This window comes from Streptococcus mitis, from assembly GCF_002096925.1.
Classification (GTDB): domain Bacteria; phylum Bacillota; class Bacilli; order Lactobacillales; family Streptococcaceae; genus Streptococcus; species Streptococcus mitis_AF.
Genome location: NZ_NCVN01000015.1, coordinates 17,242 through 37,235, shown reverse-complemented (window position 1 = coordinate 37,235; position 19,994 = coordinate 17,242). Strand labels below are relative to the sequence as shown.

Genomic DNA, 19,994 nt, shown 5'->3' with positions numbered 1-19,994 from the left:
ACGACTCAAAATTAAAAAGCTAGAGTTCCGCAATTGGAAATCTCTAGTTTTTTTGTGGCTGAGAACTATTTTGTCTCAGGTTCTTTTCTATAGGATTTATTTTTCTTTTTCAGAAGTTTTTACTTCAGCTTTTTTGGCAGATTTGATTTGAATGTTGCCCTTGCTGGTCATAACTGCCTTTAGGTCTTTTTCGCTTGGATTTTCAAGGTAGTAGTCAGTGATTGCGTCCTCAATATAGTCTTGAATAGTACGACGAAGTGGGCGTGCTCCCATTTTTGGATCATAACCGAGGTCAACTAATTTTTCCTTGACCTTTTCAGTTACATCTAAATGAATGTTGTTGCTAGAAAGGCGCTTGTTAACGTCTGCTAGCATAAGCTCGACAATCTGAAGGAGGTTGTCCTTGCTGAGAGCCTTAAATTCGATAATACCATCAAAACGGTTCATAAACTCTGGGCTAAAGAAGTTACCGAGTTCACCGAGAACAGAGTTGGTACGTCCTTCTCTAGCAGCACCAAATCCAACGCTGGCTTCTGCCTTACCTGTACCTGCATTTGAGGTCATGATAATGATGGCATCCTTGAAGCTAACGGTGCGTCCTTGACCATCTGTCAAACGACCATCGTCCAAGACTTGAAGGAACATGTGCATAACATCTGGATGGGCTTTTTCTACTTCATCCAAGAGAATAAGAGAATATGGATTACGGCGGACTTTTTCAGTCAGTTGCCCAGCCTCATCGTAGCCAACATAACCTGGAGGGGCACCGACCAACTTAGCTACGCTGTGTTTTTCCATGTATTCGCTCATGTCAAAGCGAATCATGCTATCAGCAGAACCAAAGAGTTCGATAGCTAATTGTTTGGAAAGTTCTGTCTTACCGACCCCAGTTGGTCCGACAAAGAGGAAGCTTCCGATTGGGCGGTTAGGGGTACCGAGACCGACACGATTCCGGCGAATAGCCTTGGCAATCTTATCGACAGCATCATCTTGTCCAATAACATGAGACTTGAGATCTTCGGCTAGATGGATGAGTTGAGATTGTTCTTTCTCTTTCAAATCGCCAACAGGGATATTGGTTTTCTGCTCGATAATGTGCTCAATGGTTTTCTCACTGATGATAGGAGTATCTTGGTCTGTGACCTTTTTCTTTTGCATTTCCTTATACTTGGCAATCTGGTCGCGGAAATAAGCCGCCTTCTCAAAATCTTCCTCTCGTGTAGCTTGAGATTTAAGATTTTCAGCCTCAATCAAGCGTTGATCAATTACTTTAGGATCCACAAAATTCAAGGTCAAGTTCATCTTAGAACCAGCTTCATCTAGGAGGTCGATGGCCTTGTCAGGCAAGAAGCGATCTTGGATGTAGCGATTGGAAAGAGTTGCAGCTGCTTCAATTGCAGCATCGGTATACTGAACGTGGTGGTAGTCTTCGTATTTCTTTTGAATCCCTTTGAGGATAGTGATTGTTTCTTCCACGGTTGGTTCATCGACTTTGACAGGCTGCATACGACGCTCTAGGGCAGCATCTTTTTCAATGATACGATATTCATTGAGGGTAGTGGCACCGACCAGTTGCAGTTCCCCACGAGCAAGGGCAGGCTTGAGGATATTTCCTGCATCCATATTGCCATCGCCCGCAGAACCAGCACCAACAATTTCATGGATTTCATCGATAAAGAGAATGATGTCCTCACGTTTGCGAATTTCTTCCATGAGTTTTTGCATGCGTTCTTCAAATTGTCCACGGATACCCGTTCCTTGAACAAGGCTAACCACATCCAGACGGATGACTTGTTTTCCTTGTAGTTTATGGGGAACATCTCCATCAACTATTTTCTGAGCTAGACCTTCGACAACGGCAGTTTTTCCGACACCTGGTTCACCGATAAGAACAGGATTATTCTTGGTTCTGCGATTGAGAATTTCTATGACACGGATAATCTCATCGTCGCGCCCAATAACGGGGTCAATATCTCCACGACGGGCAATTTCAGTTACGTTGATACCAAATTCTTCCAGTAGTCCTTTTTCTTGGCTTGGTGGAGGAGTTTGAGCAGGTCCACGATTTTGGGAACCATAACCGCCATTTCCACCGTAACCTCCACCTGATTGGGTTGGGGGAGTCGGAGGAGTATTGTTAGAAGGCCTGAAATTGTTTAGGTCATTGAAGAAATCACCAAAGGGATCAAAGTCACGATTGTTCAGATCTGTCATACCTTTAAAGAGGCTATTGTTAGGATCTGTCTTGATAATCTTATAGCAGTTTTGACAGAGGTCAATTTGTTTTTGCTTTCCATTAAGATTGGTATAAAGATGAATTGTTGAGTCGTTGATTTTACAGTTTTGACAAAGCATACATCTACCTCATTTCTTTCTTTAGCCTGACCTGTCTAAAGGTCAAAAATAGTCAAATTTCTATACTCTCATTATAACAGGATTGGGGTGTAAAGCAAGTAAAAAGATTGCAGCTGTGAGAAGTTGTTACAATGAAAATTTTTGAGATTTTAGGGAATAAAAAAATCCTATTTGTGAGACAAAAAGGATTTTGGTTAGACATGCAGGGTGTAATCCCAGCTTGTTTTGTATTAGTAAAGGAGTTCGTAAATCTCCATTGCAATCAAGTCAATGCTGTCAAACGTATAAGTTTCGCGAGCTTCGACATCACGAAGGGTAAAGATTGAGCCGTTTTCTTCGTCGTGGCTGTATGCAACTTCTGCAACAACAACTCCTTCGCGTTCAAAATTACGTTTTAAATTTCCGCCGTCTTTTGTCATTGCTTCAAGGCGGTTGATGATTCTAACCAAATGTGATTCCATTTTGATTCTCCTTCATTTCTTATCGTTACTATTTTACCATAAAGGAGGTCAACTTGCCTAGAAAAAACTAAGATTTCTCGCTAATTCTACCAGCTGAAAGTTTTTTTTGAATAAATCGGATAAAAAGTTTGAATTTTAATTCAATACATGTTATAATCATACAGTATTCTATTTTAGAAAGCAGTGTGACTATGAATTTTTCTTTTTTACCTAAGTATTTGCCTTATTTTAACTATGGGGCTATTGTGACGGTTCTCATTTCTATCTGCGTTGTCTTTTTTGGGACTATTTTGGGTGTTGTCTTGGCTTTTGGGCAACGTTCAAAGTTTAAACCGCTTGTTTGGCTTGCCAACTTGTACGTTTGGATTTTCCGTGGGACACCGATGATGGTTCAGATTATGATTGCCTTTGCTCTTATGCATATCAATGCTCCGACTATTCAGATCGGGATTTTGGGTGTTGATCTTTCTCGTCTGATTCCAGGGATTTTGATTATCTCAATGAACAGTGGTGCTTATGTTTCTGAGACTGTTCGGGCTGGGATTAATGCGGTTCCAAAAGGTCAACTAGAGGCGGCCTATTCTTTAGGGATCCGTCCTAAAAATGCGATGCGCTATGTGATTTTGCCACAAGCTATCAAAAATATCTTGCCAGCATTGGGAAACGAATTTATCACTATTATCAAGGATAGTTCTCTCTTATCAGCTATTGGTGTCATGGAGTTGTGGAATGGGGCTACAACAGTTTCTACAACAACCTATCTACCTTTAACACCACTTTTATTTGCAGCCTTTTATTACTTGATTATGACTTCTATTTTGACAGTAGCCTTGAAAGCTTTTGAAAAACGTATGGGACAAGGAGATAAGAAATAATGACAGAAACCTTGATAAAAATTGAAAATTTACATAAATCATTTGGAAAGAATGAAGTATTGAAGGGCATCAACCTCGAGATTAAACGTGGAGAAGTTGTCGTTATCATCGGTCCTTCGGGGAGCGGGAAATCTACCTTGCTTCGTTCTATGAATTTGTTGGAAGAAGCAACCAATGGGAAGGTTATCTTTGAGGGAGTTGATATTACGGACAAGAAGAATGACCTGTTTGCTATGCGTGAGAAGATGGGCATGGTCTTCCAACAATTTAATCTCTTTCCTAATATGACTGTGATGGAAAATATCACCTTGTCTCCTATCAAGACCAAAGGTGAAAGTAAGGAAGTTGCAGAGAAGAGAGCTCAGGAACTTTTGGAAAAAGTTGGTTTACCAGACAAGGCAACTGCTTATCCACAGAGTTTGTCAGGTGGTCAGCAACAGCGGATTGCTATTGCGCGTGGTTTAGCTATGGAACCTGATGTTTTGCTCTTTGACGAGCCAACTTCAGCCCTGGACCCTGAAATGGTAGGTGAGGTGTTGGCTGTTATGCAAGACTTAGCCAAGTCAGGAATGACCATGGTTATCGTAACACATGAAATGGGATTTGCTCGTGAGGTGGCAGACCGTGTCATCTTTATGGCAGATGGTGTGGTTGTTGAAGATGGAACACCTGAACAGATTTTTGAACAAACCCAAGAACAACGGACTAAAGACTTCTTGAGTAAGGTTTTATAAGTTAGTTTTGTGGAGCTATTTGTAGCTAACTTTACATATAAAGTATAGATTAATGAAAAGCTAGGCTCAATACCAGTCAAGTGGAAGTTACTTTGAGAAGTTACCCCCCTATTAATAACATCCATAAATTGGGTATTAGGATTTTTTATATCAAGTAGTTTTGTGTTAAAATATAATTGTTCCATATGATTCTCTCTAATGATGGTTTGGTTGCTTTTCATTATAGATCTTATGGGACTTTTTTTCTAAAAGAAAATAGGTTTCATAAGATCTATAAGAGATTTATCCTATATAAATATCATAGAGCATTTTTATGTGGGAAAGTCAGGGAAATCATCGCTTTTTTCATAAAAAAATGCTATAATGAAGGGTATGAAATATCACGATTATATCTGGGATTTAGGTGGAACTTTACTGGATAATTATGAAACTTCAACAGCTGCCTTTGTTGAAACATTGGCATTGTATGGCATCACACAAGACCATGACAGTGTCTATCAGGCTTTAAAGGTTTCTACTGATTTTGCGATTGAGACATTCGCTCCCAACTTAGAGAATTTTTTAGAAAAGTACAAGGAAAATGAAGCCAGAGAGCTAGAACATCCGATTTTGTTTGATGGAGTTTCTGATTTATTGAAAGATATCTCAAATCAAGGTGGCCGTCATTTTTTGGTATCTCACCGAAATAATCAAGTCTTGGAAATTTTAGAAAAAACCTCTATAGCAGCTTATTTTACAGAAGTGGTGACTTCTAACTCAGGATTTAAGAGAAAACCAGATCCTGAGTCCATGATTTATTTAAGAGAAAAATATCAGATTACCTCTGGTCTTGTAATTGGTGATCGACCGATTGATATCGAAGCCGGGCAAGCTGCAGGACTAGCTACCCACTTGTTTACCAGTATCGTGAATTTAAGACAAGTATTAGACATGTAAGAAAAAGGAAAAAGATGACAGAAGAAATCAAAAATCTGCAGGCACAAGATTATGATGCCAGTCAAATTCAAGTTTTAGAGGGCTTAGAGGCTGTTCGTATGCGTCCAGGGATGTATATCGGATCGACCTCAAAAGAAGGTCTTCACCATCTAGTCTGGGAAATTGTTGATAACTCAATTGATGAGGCCTTGGCAGGATTTGCTAGCCATATTCAAGTCTTTATTGAGCCCGATGATTCGATTACAGTTGTTGATGATGGGCGTGGTATCCCAGTCGATATTCAGGAAAAAACAGGTCGACCTGCCGTTGAGACTGTCTTTACTGTTCTTCACGCTGGAGGAAAGTTTGGCGGTGGCGGATATAAGGTCTCAGGTGGTCTTCACGGAGTGGGGTCGTCAGTAGTTAACGCCCTTTCCACTCAATTAGATGTTCATGTCCACAAAAACGGTAAGATTCATTACCAAGAATACCGTCGTGGTCATGTTGTTGCAGACCTTGAGGTGGTTGGAGATACGGATAAAACGGGAACAACAGTTCACTTCACACCAGACCCAGAAATCTTTACGGAAACAACAACCTTTGATTTTGATAAATTAAATAAACGGATTCAAGAGTTGGCTTTCCTAAATCGTGGTCTTCAAATCTCCATCACAGATAAGCGTGAGGGGTTAGAACAAACTAAGCATTACCACTATGAAGGTGGGATTGCTAGTTACGTTGAATATATCAACGAGAACAAGGATGTTATCTTTGATACACCAATCTACACAGATGGTGAAATGGATGATATCACAGTCGAAGTAGCCATGCAGTACACAACGGGTTACCATGAAAATGTCATGAGTTTCGCCAATAATATTCATACCCATGAAGGTGGAACGCATGAACAAGGTTTCCGTACAGCCTTGACTCGTGTTATCAACGATTATGCTCGTAAAAATAAGTTACTGAAAGACAATGAAGATAATCTAACAGGGGAAGATGTCCGCGAAGGATTAACTGCAGTTATCTCAGTTAAACACCCAAATCCACAATTTGAAGGACAGACCAAGACAAAATTGGGAAATAGCGAAGTGGTCAAGATTACCAATCGTCTCTTCAGCGATGCCTTTTCTGATTTCCTCATGGAAAATCCACAGATTGCCAAGAGAATTGTGGAAAAAGGAATTTTGGCCGCCAAAGCTCGTGTTGCTGCCAAGCGTGCGCGTGAAGTCACTCGTAAAAAATCTGGTTTGGAAATTTCCAACCTTCCAGGAAAACTAGCAGACTGTTCTTCTAACAATCCTGCGGAAACAGAACTCTTCATCGTCGAAGGAGACTCAGCTGGTGGATCAGCAAAATCTGGTCGTAACCGTGAATTTCAGGCAATTCTTCCAATCCGCGGTAAGATTTTGAACGTTGAAAAGGCAAGTATGGATAAGATTCTAGCTAACGAAGAAATTCGTAGTCTTTTTACAGCGATGGGAACAGGATTCGGTGCAGAATTTGATGTTTCAAAAGCTCGTTACCAAAAACTTGTTTTGATGACCGATGCCGATGTCGATGGAGCCCACATTCGTACCCTTCTTTTAACCTTGATTTATCGTTATATGAAACCAATCCTAGAAGCTGGCTATGTTTATATCGCCCAACCACCAATCTATGGTGTCAAGGTTGGAAGTGAGATTAAAGAATATATCCAGCCAGGAGCAGACCAAGAAATCAAACTCCAAGAAGCCTTAGCCCGTTATAGTGAAGGTCGTACCAAACCGACCATTCAGCGTTATAAGGGGCTAGGTGAAATGGACGATCATCAGTTATGGGAAACAACAATGGATCCCGAGCATCGCTTGATGGCCAGAGTTTCTGTGGATGACGCAGCTGAGGCAGATAAAATCTTTGATATGTTGATGGGGGATCGAGTAGAGCCTCGTCGTGAATTTATCGAAGAAAATGCCGTCTATAGTACACTTGATGTCTAAAAAATCGGGAGAAGTAGTTCCCTTGGTTTAAAAAATATGATATAATCATTACGATTGTTTCAAGTAAAAAAGGAGTTTAATATGTCTGGTATACTAGTAATTTATCTTGCAATTGCAGTTGCAGTTTTCTTAGTGATTGCTTATGCTATCGCAATCTACGTACGAAAACGCAATGAAAGTAAATTAGCAATTTTAGAAGAGAAAAAAGAAGAGCTGTACAATCTTCCAGTAAACGATGAAGTTGAAGCTGTAAAAAATATGCACTTGATTGGACAAAGTCAAGTGACTTTCCGTGAGTGGAACCAAAAATGGGTTGACCTATCTCTTAACTCTTTTGCTGATATCGAAAATAATCTTTTTGAAGCAGAAGGCTATAACAACTCATTCCGTTTTTTCAAGGCCAGTCATCAAATTGACCAAATTGAGAGTCAAATTACCTTGATTGAAGAAGATATTGCGGCAATTCGCAATGCTTTGGCAGATTTGGAGAAACAAGAGTCTAAAAATAGTGGACGTGTTCTTCATACCTTGGACTTGTTTGAAGAGTTGCAACACCGAGTGGCTGATCATTCTGAAGAATATGGCCAAGGTTTATCTGAAATCGAAAAACAATTAGAAAATATCCAATCAGAGTTTTCTCAGTTTGTTACTTTAAATACTTCAGGTGACCCAGTAGAAGCTGCTGTAATTTTGGATAATGCTGAAAATCATATCTTGGCTTTGAGTCACATTGTTGACCGCCTGCCAGCGATTGTAAAAACATTATCTAAAGAGCTACCTGATCAATTGGAAGATTTGGAAGACGGTTACCGTAAACTTTTAGATGCTAATTATCATTTTGCTGAAACGGATATTGAATCTCGCTTCCAATTGCTTTATGAAGCTTTGAAGAAAAACCACGAAAATATTGCACAATTAGAGTTGGATAATGCTGAGTATGAAAATACTCAAGTTCAAGAAGAAATCAATGCACTCTATGATATCTTTACACGAGAAATCGCTGCTCAAAAAGTAGTAGAAGGCTTAGTTACAACCCTTCCTACATATTTGAAACACATGAAAGATAGTAATGCTGTTTTAGTGGAAGATATTCAACGATTGAGTAACAATTACCTACTATCTGAAACGGATATTAGTCATGTTCATAGATTACAAGCTGAGTTAGAATCTTTAGAAGAATCTGTATTGGAATTAACTTCTGAACAAGAGGAACATTCTGAACCTTATTCATTCCTTGAAGATCGTTTGGAAAACTTACAAGCGACTTTGAAGGAAATTGAAGATGAACAAGTTGCGGTTAGTCAACGCCTTGCTCAGATTGAAAAAGATGATATCAATGCTCGCCAGAAGGCAAATGTTTATGTTAATCGTCTTCACACAATTAAGAGATATATGGAAAAACGCAATCTTCCAGGTATTCCTCAGAATTTCTTACAGTTGTTCTTTACAGCAAGTAACCATACTGAAGAGTTGATGGCTGAACTAGAAGAAGCCCGGGTCAATATCGAAGCTGTGAACCGTATGCTTGAAATTACAACAAATGATATGGAAGCACTTGAAGAAGAAACCTATAATATTGTTCAATATGCAACGTTGACAGAACAATTGCTACAGTATTCGAACCGTTACCGCTCATTTGATGAACGAATTCAAGAAGCCTTTAATGAATCATTAGAAATTTTTGAAAAAGAATTTGATTATCATGCTTCATTTGATAAGATTTCGCAAGCTTTGGAAGTTGCAGAACCAGGTGTAACCAACCGTTTTGTCACTTCATACGAAAAAACACGTGAGACGATTCGTTTCTAACATAATAAAAGCCTCTGTAATATTTGTAGTGGGTAAATCCCCTATAGATATTATGGAGTCTATTTTTTTGTTCAAAACGAGTGATAGTACTTATTTCTCATTGAAATTATAGCTTGAATTTGATATGATGGTTCTATGGATAAAAGTAGAGCAAAGCGTGTTGAGCACGATAAAAAGAGAATCGGTTTAATAGCCCTGGTAGCTATCTTTTCAGTAAGTATTTGCGTCCTTGGTTCAATGATTGGATACAAAGTATATACAAAGCAAAGTTTTGAACAAAGGATTGAAACGCTCAAAAAAGAGAAAGATGATCAATTGAGTGAGGGAAATCAGAAAGATCATTTTCGTAAGGGACAAGCAGAAGTAATTGCCTATTATCCTCTCCAAGGGGAGCAAGTGATTTCATCTGTACAAGAAATCATGACACAGGATATTAAGGAAAATCTGGAAGACAAAGAAAATCTGGTTTTTTATTATACGGAGAAACAGGATTCGACTTTAAAAGGGATTGTCAACCGAAGTGTGATGAAACAAGTCTATGATTTAACTTCGTCAAAAGTTGAAGAGACTGAAAAAACTAGTCTGGCAAAAGTACATTTGACAGAAGATGGTAAACCTTTTACACTTGATCAATTATTTTCAGATGCTAGTAAGGCCAAAGAGAAACTAATAAAAGAACTGACTTCTTTTTTACAGGATAAGAAATTGGACCAAGAAAAGGTTGATCAAGTTGTTAAAGGCTTCTCTGACCAAGACTTGTCTGCATGGAATTTTGATTACAAGGATAGTCAGATTATCCTTTATCCAAGTCAGACAGTTGAAAATCTAGACGAGATTGCCTTGCCAGTATCTAGTTTCTTTGAAGTTATTCAGTCCTCATATTTGCTAGATAAGGATGCGGAACTTTATAAAGCTTATTTTGAGAAGAAAAATCGTAAAGTAGTAGCCTTGACTTTTGATGATGGACCAAATCCTACGACGACAACTCAAGCATTAGATACTCTTTCTAAGTATGGTATCAAAGCAACTTTCTTTGTGCTAGGTAAGAATGTTTCTGGAAATGAAGAGATTTTGAAACGCATGAAATCGGATGGACATGTCATTGGAAACCATAGTTGGAGTCATCCAGTGCTTTCAAAACTTTCCCTTGATGAAGCTAAAAAACAAATTACTGATACTGAGGATGCGCTAACTAAGGTGCTGGGTTCTAGCTCTAAACTTATGCGTCCGCCTTATGGAGCCATTACAGACGACATTCGCAAAAGCTTAGATTTAAGCTTTATTATGTGGGATGTAGATAGTCTGGACTGGAAAAGTAAAAATGAAGCAGCTATTTTGACAGAAATTCAGCGTGAAGTCAAGAATGGTTCTATTATTCTTATGCATGATATCCATGCTGAGACGGTAAATGCTCTACCAAAGGTTATTGACTATTTGAAAGGGCAAGGTTATGACTTTGTAACAATTCCTGAAATGCTTAATTCACGATTAAAAGCACATGAACTATTCTATGACCGTGATCAGTAAGATTTTTGCTGAATGACTAATTAAATCGTAAGTAATTTTTCAATAAATAAATTTAGTCTTGTATTAATCGAGGCTAAATTTTTTTATGTTTAAATCTCGTGAGAGGATTAGTTAATATTACAATTTTGTTACAAAATAAGTTTTTGATAGAATTTTCTGATAATTTAGTATATAATACTTTTAATTTAAATAAAAAGGAGTGATTTTATGGGAGATTGCAAAGATTTTTGTCATAAAAAGTACCAAGTAGCAACGATTTTTCTGCTAACGGTCTTTGCATTCGGATTTGCTTTCGCACAGGTTAGTGCCGATGAGGGAAAATTTGAAGCATCCAATCAAGTTACACATGCTGTAACGACTAATAAATTAGATGATTCAAATAAGCTCGCACCGCCAGTCACGGCTGACAAGAATGCTCTAAATTCTTCTTCGAAGGAAAAAACAGAAGTGACAGAGTCATTAAAACAAGATGATTCTATAGAATATAGAGATAATAAGTCAGACAAGAATGTAACCACACAGAAAGAAACGACTGCTATAAAAAGTGAAGAGAAGAAGGAAGAATCAGCAGTGAAAAGTAATTCTTCTTCGGAAAGCTTACAATCACAGTCGTTATCTCAAGGTAGACATAAAGAAAAGCCAAACAGTATCTCCAGTAATGAAATTATTACTGTCCCAAAAACCTGGGAAGCAGGACATAAAGGACAAGGAACTGTAGTCGCTGTTATAGATTCAGGGCTTGATTTGAATCATGAGGTTTTGCGCATTTCTGATCCGTCAAAGGCGAAATTTAAAAATCAGGATGATATCGAAAAAGCTAAAAAGGCCGCTGGTATTGACTATGGGAAATGGTACAGTGATAAAGTAGTATATGCTTATGATTACTTTGATGGAACTGATAATATAAAAGAAGCTGAAAAAGAGTCTCATGGAATGCATGTTACTGGGATTGTAGCTGGAAATCCTGTTAATAAAGCACCGAATTCTGAGAAGGTTTATGGGGTGGCGCCAGAAGCTCAAATTATGTTTATGAGAGTTTTTTCAGACAGAGATAAAACTACAGCATCTGCCCTCTATGTAAAAGCTATTGATGATGCAGTTGCACTAGGTGCAGATGTGATCAATATGAGTTTGGGTGCAGGTGCGGGTTCAACGGTAGATGCAGGTTCAGATATCATTGATGCAGTAAAAAGAGCACGCGCTAAAGGAGTATCTGTTGTTATTGCTGCTGGTAATAGTAATACTTTCGGTAGAGGTTTTTCACAACCATTGGCAGCAAATCCTGATTATGGTCTCGTCGGAAATCCTTCTACAGTAGAAGATTCAATTTCTGTTGCTTCGATTAATAATAAAATTCTAACTACTGAAGTCTTTGAAGTAAAAGGTTTAGAAAATGACGCTACCCTTGATTATGGTAAGTTTGATTTTAATAGACCTGAAACAGAAAAAGATTTTGAAAAAGGGAAAGAATACGAATATGTAGCAGCGGGTATTGGTCGTGAAGAAGATTTTGCTAATATTGATGTAAGAGGCAAGTTAGCACTGATTCAACGTGGTAAAATTAATTTTTCTGATAAGATTAAAAATGCTCTTAAACACGGTGCAGCTGGAGTTTTAATTTATAACAACGTTGAAGGTGCAAATGTTAGTATGTCTGTTACAGGTGATGCTAAGAAAATCCCATCTGTCTTTATTTCAAAACATTATGGTGAAATTCTTAAGTCTGGTCAGTATAAAATTGTCTTTAATCACAAGATGGATAATCGTAAATCAGATGTTGCAGACCAATTATCAGATTTTTCAAGCTGGGGAGTTACAACAGATGGACAATTGAAACCAGATGTTACTGCACCTGGTGGAAATATCTATTCATCATTTAACGACAATAGTTATGGAAGTATTAGTGGAACAAGTATGGCTGCCCCTCATGTAGCTGGTGTCGCAGCATTAGTCAAAGAATATTTAGCAAAGAAACATCCTGAATTATCAGCTAGTCAAATTTCAGAGATTGTAAAAGCTTTAATTATGTCTACCGCAAAACCACATTTTAATAAACAGACTGGAGCCTATACTTCTCCACGTCAGCAAGGTGCGGGCGTAGTTGACACGATGGCGGCAACAAGCACAGATTTATTTGTAACAGGTGCAAATAACTATCCAAGTGTTACTCTTGGCAATGTTGGTGATAAATTTACCTTTGAAGTTACAATTCATAATATTTCGGATAAAGACCAAACATTGAAGATGATTGTAAATACAAATACGGACGAAGTTGAAGAAGGGAAATTCACTCTCCGTCCACGAAAACTAACTGAAACAGTTTGGCCTGAAGTAACTGTGAAAGCTCATAGTACGAAGACGGTAACAGTTAGTGTAGATACAAGTAAGTTTACTGAAGAACTTAGCAAAATAATGCCAAATGGATATTTTCTAGAAGGATTTGTTAGATTTGTCAATTCTGCAGATGATGGTTCTGTTATTGGCTTACCATTTATGGGATTTAAGGGAGAATTCCAAAATCTACCTGCAATTGAAAAACCAATTTATCAATTGATTAAGGAAGGAAACAGTGGATTTTACTCTGAAATTGATAAAGATAATCCAGGAATTTCACCTTCAGACGATGCAACTTATTTAACAAGTTCTGAAAATGATGTAAATGTTTTAAAAGCAGAGCATCAAGGCAATCGAGTAACTGTACTCGGAGTGAAACAAGATGCTGAAGGAAAATACCATCTTCAATTAGATGAAAAGGGGAACATCCGCCTTGCTATCTCGCCAAATGAGGATGGTAATAAAGATTCTGTTCAATTTAAAACTCTTGTCTATAGAAACTTGGTAAATCTTCGTGCGACGGTTTATGCTTCTTCGGATACAACACACAGTCATCCTATTTGGCAAAGTCGTCCAACAGACCTTGTAAAAAATTATTTTGATGGTGATACTAGAAATCCAAGAAGTTACATTGTAGATAAAACAGCTTGGGGAGGACAGGATTCTAATGGAAATCGAGTCTCTGATGGAATTTATGACTATGTTATTAGTTATAAGCCAGATGTCCCTGGAGCTGAGGAACAATACACAATATTTAAAATTCAAATCGATACACAAAAACCTTTGATTACTTCGGGATATATTCGTTCTCAAGAAGATCAAGAACAATTTATAGCTCGCAAACCTCAGGATGTAGGAAATGGTGGAATTCTTCTAGAAAAAGTCTTTTATATTCGTCCTTCTGAAAATAGAGAGGTGACAGATTCAGAAATCGAACAGTATCAAATTATCAAACAAAATGAAGATGGTAGTTATACACTCCCTAAGAACGTTGATAAATCGAAAATCTTCTATTATGTAGAAGACTTTGCGGGAAATGTAGATTTTATATCTCTCAAAGATCTTGTAGGTGAAGAAAATAGTGGTCGTGTAAAAATTGCTATACTAAACAATAAAACCAACGATGAGATTGATACAACTTATGTTTATCGCATTAAAAATAGCGAAGGTCAATATGTAACCGTTGATAAGTCAAAAGATATTAATTTCTTGAAATTTGGGCATTATGTTGCAGAAATTTTTAGCTATGACCGTACAGAATTGAAATTTGTGAGTGCCCTATCTAAGGAATTTGATTTAACGAAAGAAAATAGTTTTCAAACTATTACCTTCTTGGCTAACAAAATGAAATATGCCCCAGTAACGGTTGGCTTTAATCAAGCTGTTCCTGGAACTACAACGATTACTTTAGTAGGTGAAGACGGTCAGAGTCAAGTCTTGCAAGCTGAAACATATGGTAAATATTCTTATGGTAAGAAAGTAGTTACTGGTGAATATAAGGTTCTTGTAAATCTATCAAACGGTTATGAATTACTTGATAATCTTCAACCATTTAAAGTTTTGTTTGGTAAAAATAATGTTTTGTCACTTTCAGTCGTTTCTAAGTTAGCTCTGATTGCAGCTTTAAATAAACAAATGGAAGTAGTTAAAACTCCAAGATATTATAATACAAAAAAGAAGTTAAAAGAGATTTTTGATCAAAGTGTCAAAGATGCGCAACTAGCATTGGGAAGTAAACTTAACCAAGATAAAATTGACCAAATTGTTAAGGCTTTAGAGTCTGCTATGCAAACATTGGATGGTAAGGAATCTGATATCACATCATTGAAGAATGCTATTAAAGCATATGCTGAGACAGTTAAAAAAGGTAAATATATAAATTCTGATCAAGAACGCAAAGGTCAATATGATCGTGAATTTAAACTCTTGGCATTATTAATTACAAAAGATTTGATAACTCAAGATGAAATCGACCGTCTATTGACCACTTTCTTGCAAGCACAAGACCAGCTGAATGGGAAAGAAACAGATTTCATGAGCCTAAAAAATGTTATCGTGGATGAAGTGAAGTTCCAAGACAAAGATCCAAGATTTTTGACAGCTAGCAAAGAGGAGAAAGATTCATATAATCTTATTTTCAACAAAGCTAAGCTACTTTTGGAAAATGCAGAAGCTAGTCAAGAAGAAATTAATGAAGTAATCAATGCTCTAAAAGAGACGGCTGTAAAACTTAAGGCTAATAAAGTAGAGATTCCAACCAAACCAGTTGTACCAGTTAAGCCGGTTTTTCAAGTGAAACCTGTTAAATTAGTAAGTCACAATAGACAAGTCTCAACTATCAAGCCTTCAATTAGCAATGATAAAATTGAGAAAGCTACATCAATTATAGAAGCTAATCATGACAATAAAACACTAGCTGGAGGTGGTCAACAAGTGCTTTTAGCTACAGTCAACAAAGAAGAAAAACAATTACCAGCCACTGGTGAGAATAACATGATTTCTATTATTGTAAGTATTTCAGGAATTTCTCTCTTGTTGTCAGTTATTGGACTTGCAACTTTTTCAAAAAGTGAGTAGATTGCTATACATCTTTCTATAGTTTTTGATTTACAGTATGTTACAATTCTGATATAATAGTCTGCAGGAAAGAAAGTCTTATGGCGTTCTTCAAGCGAGCTTGGGATAGTGGGAGCCAAGTAGGGCAAAATAAAGAACTGGCGCTTTCTGTAGTATTTTCAAAAACAATGAAGTAATAAATTAGGGTGGAACCGCGTTTCTGACGCCCCTAGGTTAAATCAACCTAGGATTGTCGGACGCGGTTCTTTCGCTTATTCAGTCTATTATGTGAAAGAAAGGAGAGACGTGGAAAACCTTTATCTTGTAAAAGACGATAGCCAACTAGCTGCATTTCGTGAGTTTGTAGTAAGAAATACTGAAAAGTTGAAAGATTATCAATCTTTTTTAAAGAATGAACTTGCAGTTTGTGATTTACCGCAAGCCGTTATTTGGTCAAGTTTTAGTGCTGCTACACAGATTATTAGGGAAAGTACTGTTCCAGCCTATACAAATAATAGACGAATGGTTATGACGCCTGATTTAACTGTTTGGAAAGAGTTGTATTTGTATCAGTTGATGGACTACGAGTGTTCTGAGCAAACTCAAGTAATAGAAAGTCACTATCATTCTTTATCTGAAAATTTCCTCTTACAGATTGTAGGACATGAGTTAGCTCATTGGTCGGAGCATTTTTTAGATGATTTTGATGGTTACGACTCTTATATCTGGTTCGAAGAGGGGATGGTTGAATATATTAGTCGCAAGTATTTCTTGACAGAAGAGGAATTTCAAGCGGAAAAAATTTGTAATCAATCTCTTGTAGAACTTTTTCAGAAGAAGTATGGTTGGCATTCATTGAATGATTTTGGTTCTTCGACCTATGATAAGAACTATGCAAGTATTTTTTACGAATACTGGCGTAGTTTTTTGACAATAGATAAGTTGGTAGAAAATCTAGGTAGTGTACAAGCGGTCTTCGATTCTTATCATTTATGGACAAATACAGATAAAACTCTTCCCTTGTTAAATTGGTTTGTTCAGCAGAAATTAATTGAAAAAGAAATATAAAAACTAAAGGAGTAAACAATGTCTAAAAAATTGACTTTCCACTGCGTCAGTGGCAGAAACCTCCTTATAGTCGGACTGCCTCACGCTCAGCACTAGATTGCCTGAGCTAGACGCAGTACTAACTCGTCTTGCCTCGTATGATCGACGAGGCAGACTCGTGTCGCAAGTAATTTATATAAAAAGGAGTAAACAATGTCTAAGAAATTAACATTTCAAGAAATTATTTTGACTTTGCAACAATTTTGGAATGACCAAGGTTGTATGCTTATGCAAGCTTATGATAATGAAAAAGGTGCGGGTACAATGAGTCCTTACACTTTCCTTCGTGCTATCGGTCCTGAGCCATGGAATGCAGCGTATGTGGAGCCATCACGTCGTCCTGCTGACGGTCGTTATGGGGAAAACCCTAACCGTCTCTACCAACACCACCAATTCCAAGTGGTCATGAAGCCTTCTCCATCAAACATCCAAGAACTGTACCTTGAGTCTTTGGAAAAATTGGGAATCAATCCTTTGGAACACGATATTCGTTTTGTTGAGGACAACTGGGAAAACCCATCTACTGGATCTGCAGGTCTCGGTTGGGAAGTTTGGCTTGATGGGATGGAAATCACTCAGTTCACTTATTTCCAACAAGTAGGTGGATTGGCAACTGGCCCTGTGACTGCGGAAGTTACCTATGGTTTGGAGCGTTTGGCTTCTTACATTCAAGAAGTAGACTCTGTCTATGATATCGAGTGGGCTGATGGTGTAAAATATGGAGAAATCTTTATCCAGCCTGAGTATGAGCACTCAAAATATTCATTTGAAATTTCAGATCAAGAAATGTTGCTGGAAAACTTTGATAAGTTTGAAAAAGAAGCTAGTCGTGCCTTGGAAGAAGGTTTGGTTCACCCTGCCTATGACTATGTTCTCAAATGTTCACATACCTTTAACCTGCTTGATGCGCGTGGTGCCGTATCTGTAACAGAGCGCGCAGGCTATATCGCTCGTATCCGTAACTTGGCCCGTGTCGTAGCCAAAACCTTTGTCGCAGAACGCAAACGCCTAGGCTACCCACTTTTGGATGAAGAAACAAGAGCTAAACTCTTAGCAGAAGACGCGGAATAAAGAAAGTGACAAATTACGAAAATGGGCGAACAGTGTGAGCCCTGAACCAGTTGCCGCAGTGATGAAGGTATCCTTAGTGAAACTAAGGATACTAGGCAAAATTGGAGACTTTTGGCTCCAATTTTAGCAATGAAACAACGAAGTTGGTTGCTTGCGTGCCAATCACATAAGGCAAACTGGAAAATAAAAAGATATTTTTCGGAGAAAAAACATGACAAAAAACTTATTAGTAGAACTCGGTCTTGAAGAATTACCAGCCTATGTTGTCACACCAAGTGAAAAACAACTAGGCGAAAAAATGGTAGCCTTCCTCAAGGAAAACCGCCTGTCTTTTGAAGCTATTCAAACCTTCTCAACACCCCGTCGTTTGGCTGTTCGTGTGACTGGTCTTGCAGACAAACAGTCTGATTTGACAGAAGATTTTAAGGGGCCAGCAAAGAAAATTGCCTTGGATAGTGATGGAAATTTCACCAAAGCAGCTCAAGGATTTGTCCGAGGAAAAGGCTTGACTGTTGAAGATATCGAATTTCGTGAAATTAAGGGTGAAGAATATGTCTATGTCACTAAGGAAGAAATTGGTCAAGCAGTTGAAGCCATTGTTCCTGGTGTTGTAGATGTCTTGAAGTCCTTGACTTTCCCTGTCAGCATGCACTGGGCTAACAACACCTTTGAATATATCCGCCCTGTTCACACTTTAACTGTTCTTTTAGATGAAGAAGAGTTTGATTTGGATTTCCTTGATATCAAGGGAGGTCGTGTGAGCCGTGGTCATCGTTTCTTGGGACAAGAAACTAAGATTCAGTCAGCATTGAGCTATGAAGAAGACCTTCGTAAGCAGTTTGTAATCGCAGATCCACGTGAACGTGAGCAAATGATTGTTGACCAAATCAAAGCAATCGAAACTGAGCATGGTGTACGTATCGAAATTGATGCTGATTTGCTGAATGAAGTCTTGAACTTGGTTGAATACCCAACTGCCTTTATGGGAAGTTTTGATGCCAAATACCTTGAAGTTCCAGAAGAAGTTTTGGTGACTTCAATGAAAGAACACCAACGTTACTTTGTTGTTCGTGATCAAGACGGTAAACTATTGCCAAACTTCATTTCTGTTCGTAACGGAAACGCAGAGTATTTGGAAAATGTCATTAAAGGAAATGAAAAAGTCTTAGTAGCTCGCTTAGAAGACGGTGAATTCTTCTGGCGTGAAGACCAAAAATTGGTGATTTCAGATCTTGTTGAAAAATTAAACAATGTCACCTTCCATGAGAAGATTGGTTCCCTTCGTGAACACATGATTCGTACGGGGCAGATTGCTATTCTCTTGGCAGAAAAAGCAGGATTGTCAGCGGATGAAACGATTGATCTAGCCCGTGCAGCAGCCATTTACAAGTTTGACTTGTTGACAGGTATGGTTGGCGAATTTGACGAACTCCAAGGAATTATGGGTGAGAAATATGCCCTTCTTGCTGGTGAAACTCCAGCGGTGGCAGCTGCTATTCGTGAACACTACATGCCTACATCAGCCGAAGGCGAACTTCCAAAGAGCAAAGTCGGCGCAGTGCTTGCCATTGCAGACAAATTGGACACTATTTTGAGTTTCTTCTCAGTAGGTTTGATTCCATCAGGTTCTAATGACCCTTATGCCCTTCGTCGTGCGACGCAAGGTGTGGTTCGTATCTTGGATGCCTTTGGTTGGCACATTGCTATGGATGAGTTGATTGATAGCCTTTATGCTTTAACATTTGACAGCTTGACTTATGAAAATAAAGCAGAGGTTATGGATTTTATCAAGGCTCGTGTTGATAAGATGATGGGTTCTACTCCAAAAGATATCAAGGAAGCAGTTCTTGCAGGTTCAAACTTTGTTGTGGCAGAGATGTTGGAAGCAGCAAGTGCTCTCGTAGAAGCAAGCAAGGAAGAAGACTTCAAACCATCTGTGGAATCACTTTCTCGTGCTTTTAACTTGGCTGAAAAGGTAGAAGGAGTTGCAACAGTTGATTCAGCACTTTTTGAAAATGACCAAGAAAAAGCTTTGGCGGAAGCAGTAGAATCACTTATTTTATCAGGATCTGCCAGTCAGCAATTGAAACAACTCTTTGCTCTTAGCCCAGTCATTGATGCATTCTTTGAGAATACCATGGTTATGGCTGAAAATGAAGCAGTCCGTCAAAATCGTTTGGCAATCTTGTCACAACTAACCAAGAAAGCAGCTAAGCTCGCTCGTTTTAACCAAATCAATACTAAATAAACTCAGTCAAACGGACTGTA

The 19,994-nt window shown here is 38.2% G+C and carries 12 protein-coding genes; 10 read left to right on the top strand and 2 right to left on the bottom strand.

Annotated elements, in window-relative coordinates:
• Nucleotides 1-96: 96 nt before the first annotated feature.
• Complete coding sequence (locus tag B7692_RS04240; protein WP_084929997.1) at nt 97-2,355, bottom strand: ATP-dependent Clp protease ATP-binding subunit; 2,259 nt, start codon at nt 2,353-2,355, stop codon at nt 97-99.
• A gap of 230 nt (nt 2,356-2,585) precedes the next feature.
• Complete coding sequence (locus B7692_RS04235; RefSeq protein ID WP_049515694.1) at nt 2,586-2,816, bottom strand: DUF1797 family protein; 231 nt, start codon at nt 2,814-2,816, stop codon at nt 2,586-2,588.
• A gap of 191 nt (nt 2,817-3,007) precedes the next feature.
• Between B7692_RS04235 and B7692_RS04230 the strand changes: the two genes are divergently transcribed.
• The 10 genes from B7692_RS04230 (at nt 3,008) to glyS (ending at nt 19,974) form a co-directional block, all read left to right on the top strand.
• The gene (locus B7692_RS04230; protein ID WP_084929996.1) at nt 3,008-3,691 is read left to right on the top strand and encodes an amino acid ABC transporter permease; all 684 of its coding nucleotides are present in this window, start codon (nt 3,008-3,010) and stop codon (nt 3,689-3,691) included.
• A complete protein-coding gene (locus tag B7692_RS04225; protein WP_084929995.1) occupies nt 3,691-4,425 on the top strand; it encodes an amino acid ABC transporter ATP-binding protein in 735 nt (244 codons plus the stop codon). The genes B7692_RS04230 and B7692_RS04225 overlap by 1 nt, the downstream gene beginning before the upstream one ends.
• A 372-nt stretch (nt 4,426-4,797) precedes the next feature.
• Complete coding sequence (locus B7692_RS04215; protein ID WP_192855471.1) at nt 4,798-5,361, top strand: HAD family hydrolase; 564 nt, start codon at nt 4,798-4,800, stop codon at nt 5,359-5,361.
• Nucleotides 5,362-5,375: 14 nt separating this feature from the next.
• Entirely contained in the window at nt 5,376-7,322 is a 1,947-nt protein-coding gene (gene gyrB / locus B7692_RS04210) for a DNA topoisomerase (ATP-hydrolyzing) subunit B (protein ID WP_000134041.1), read from the top strand.
• Between the two features lie 81 nt (nt 7,323-7,403).
• On the top strand, nt 7,404-9,131 hold the full coding sequence (gene ezrA, locus B7692_RS04205) for a septation ring formation regulator EzrA (protein ID WP_084929992.1): 1,728 nt from the start codon (nt 7,404-7,406) through the stop codon (nt 9,129-9,131).
• Between the two features lie 135 nt (nt 9,132-9,266).
• A complete protein-coding gene (gene pgdA, locus B7692_RS04200; protein ID WP_084929991.1) occupies nt 9,267-10,658 on the top strand; it encodes a peptidoglycan-N-acetylglucosamine deacetylase PgdA in 1,392 nt (463 codons plus the stop codon).
• A 207-nt stretch (nt 10,659-10,865) separates the two neighbouring features.
• A complete protein-coding gene (locus B7692_RS04195; protein ID WP_084929990.1) occupies nt 10,866-15,569 on the top strand; it encodes a S8 family serine peptidase in 4,704 nt (1,567 codons plus the stop codon).
• A gap of 285 nt (nt 15,570-15,854) precedes the next feature.
• A complete protein-coding gene (locus tag B7692_RS04190) occupies nt 15,855-16,616 on the top strand; it encodes an elongation factor Tu (protein ID WP_084929989.1) in 762 nt (253 codons plus the stop codon).
• A 192-nt stretch (nt 16,617-16,808) separates the two neighbouring features.
• Complete coding sequence (gene glyQ, locus B7692_RS04185) at nt 16,809-17,726, top strand: glycine--tRNA ligase subunit alpha (RefSeq protein ID WP_084929988.1); 918 nt, start codon at nt 16,809-16,811, stop codon at nt 17,724-17,726.
• A 211-nt stretch (nt 17,727-17,937) separates the two neighbouring features.
• Nucleotides 17,938-19,974: a glycine--tRNA ligase subunit beta gene (gene glyS / locus B7692_RS04180; RefSeq protein WP_084929987.1), complete on the top strand. Its 2,037-nt coding sequence runs from the start codon at nt 17,938-17,940 to the stop codon at nt 19,972-19,974.
• The last annotated feature ends 20 nt before the right edge of the window (nt 19,975-19,994 follow it).

Excerpts from the sequence above, each read along its gene's own strand:
- glyQ (WP_084929988.1), top strand. The coding sequence starts at position 16,809 with ATGTCTAAGAAATTAACATTTCAAGAAATTATTTTGACTTTGCAACAA.
- B7692_RS04230 (WP_084929996.1), top strand. The coding sequence starts at position 3,008 with ATGAATTTTTCTTTTTTACCTAAGTATTTGCCTTATTTTAACTATGGG.
- gyrB (WP_000134041.1), top strand. The coding sequence starts at position 5,376 with ATGACAGAAGAAATCAAAAATCTGCAGGCACAAGATTATGATGCCAGT.
- B7692_RS04240 (WP_084929997.1), bottom strand. The coding sequence starts at position 2,355 with ATGCTTTGTCAAAACTGTAAAATCAACGACTCAACAATTCATCTTTAT.
- ezrA (WP_084929992.1), top strand. The coding sequence starts at position 7,404 with ATGTCTGGTATACTAGTAATTTATCTTGCAATTGCAGTTGCAGTTTTC.
- B7692_RS04195 (WP_084929990.1), top strand. The coding sequence starts at position 10,866 with ATGGGAGATTGCAAAGATTTTTGTCATAAAAAGTACCAAGTAGCAACG.
- B7692_RS04235 (WP_049515694.1), bottom strand. The coding sequence starts at position 2,816 with ATGGAATCACATTTGGTTAGAATCATCAACCGCCTTGAAGCAATGACA.
- pgdA (WP_084929991.1), top strand. The coding sequence starts at position 9,267 with ATGGATAAAAGTAGAGCAAAGCGTGTTGAGCACGATAAAAAGAGAATC.
- glyS (WP_084929987.1), top strand. The coding sequence starts at position 17,938 with ATGACAAAAAACTTATTAGTAGAACTCGGTCTTGAAGAATTACCAGCC.
- B7692_RS04225 (WP_084929995.1), top strand. The coding sequence starts at position 3,691 with ATGACAGAAACCTTGATAAAAATTGAAAATTTACATAAATCATTTGGA.
- B7692_RS04215 (WP_192855471.1), top strand. The coding sequence starts at position 4,798 with ATGAAATATCACGATTATATCTGGGATTTAGGTGGAACTTTACTGGAT.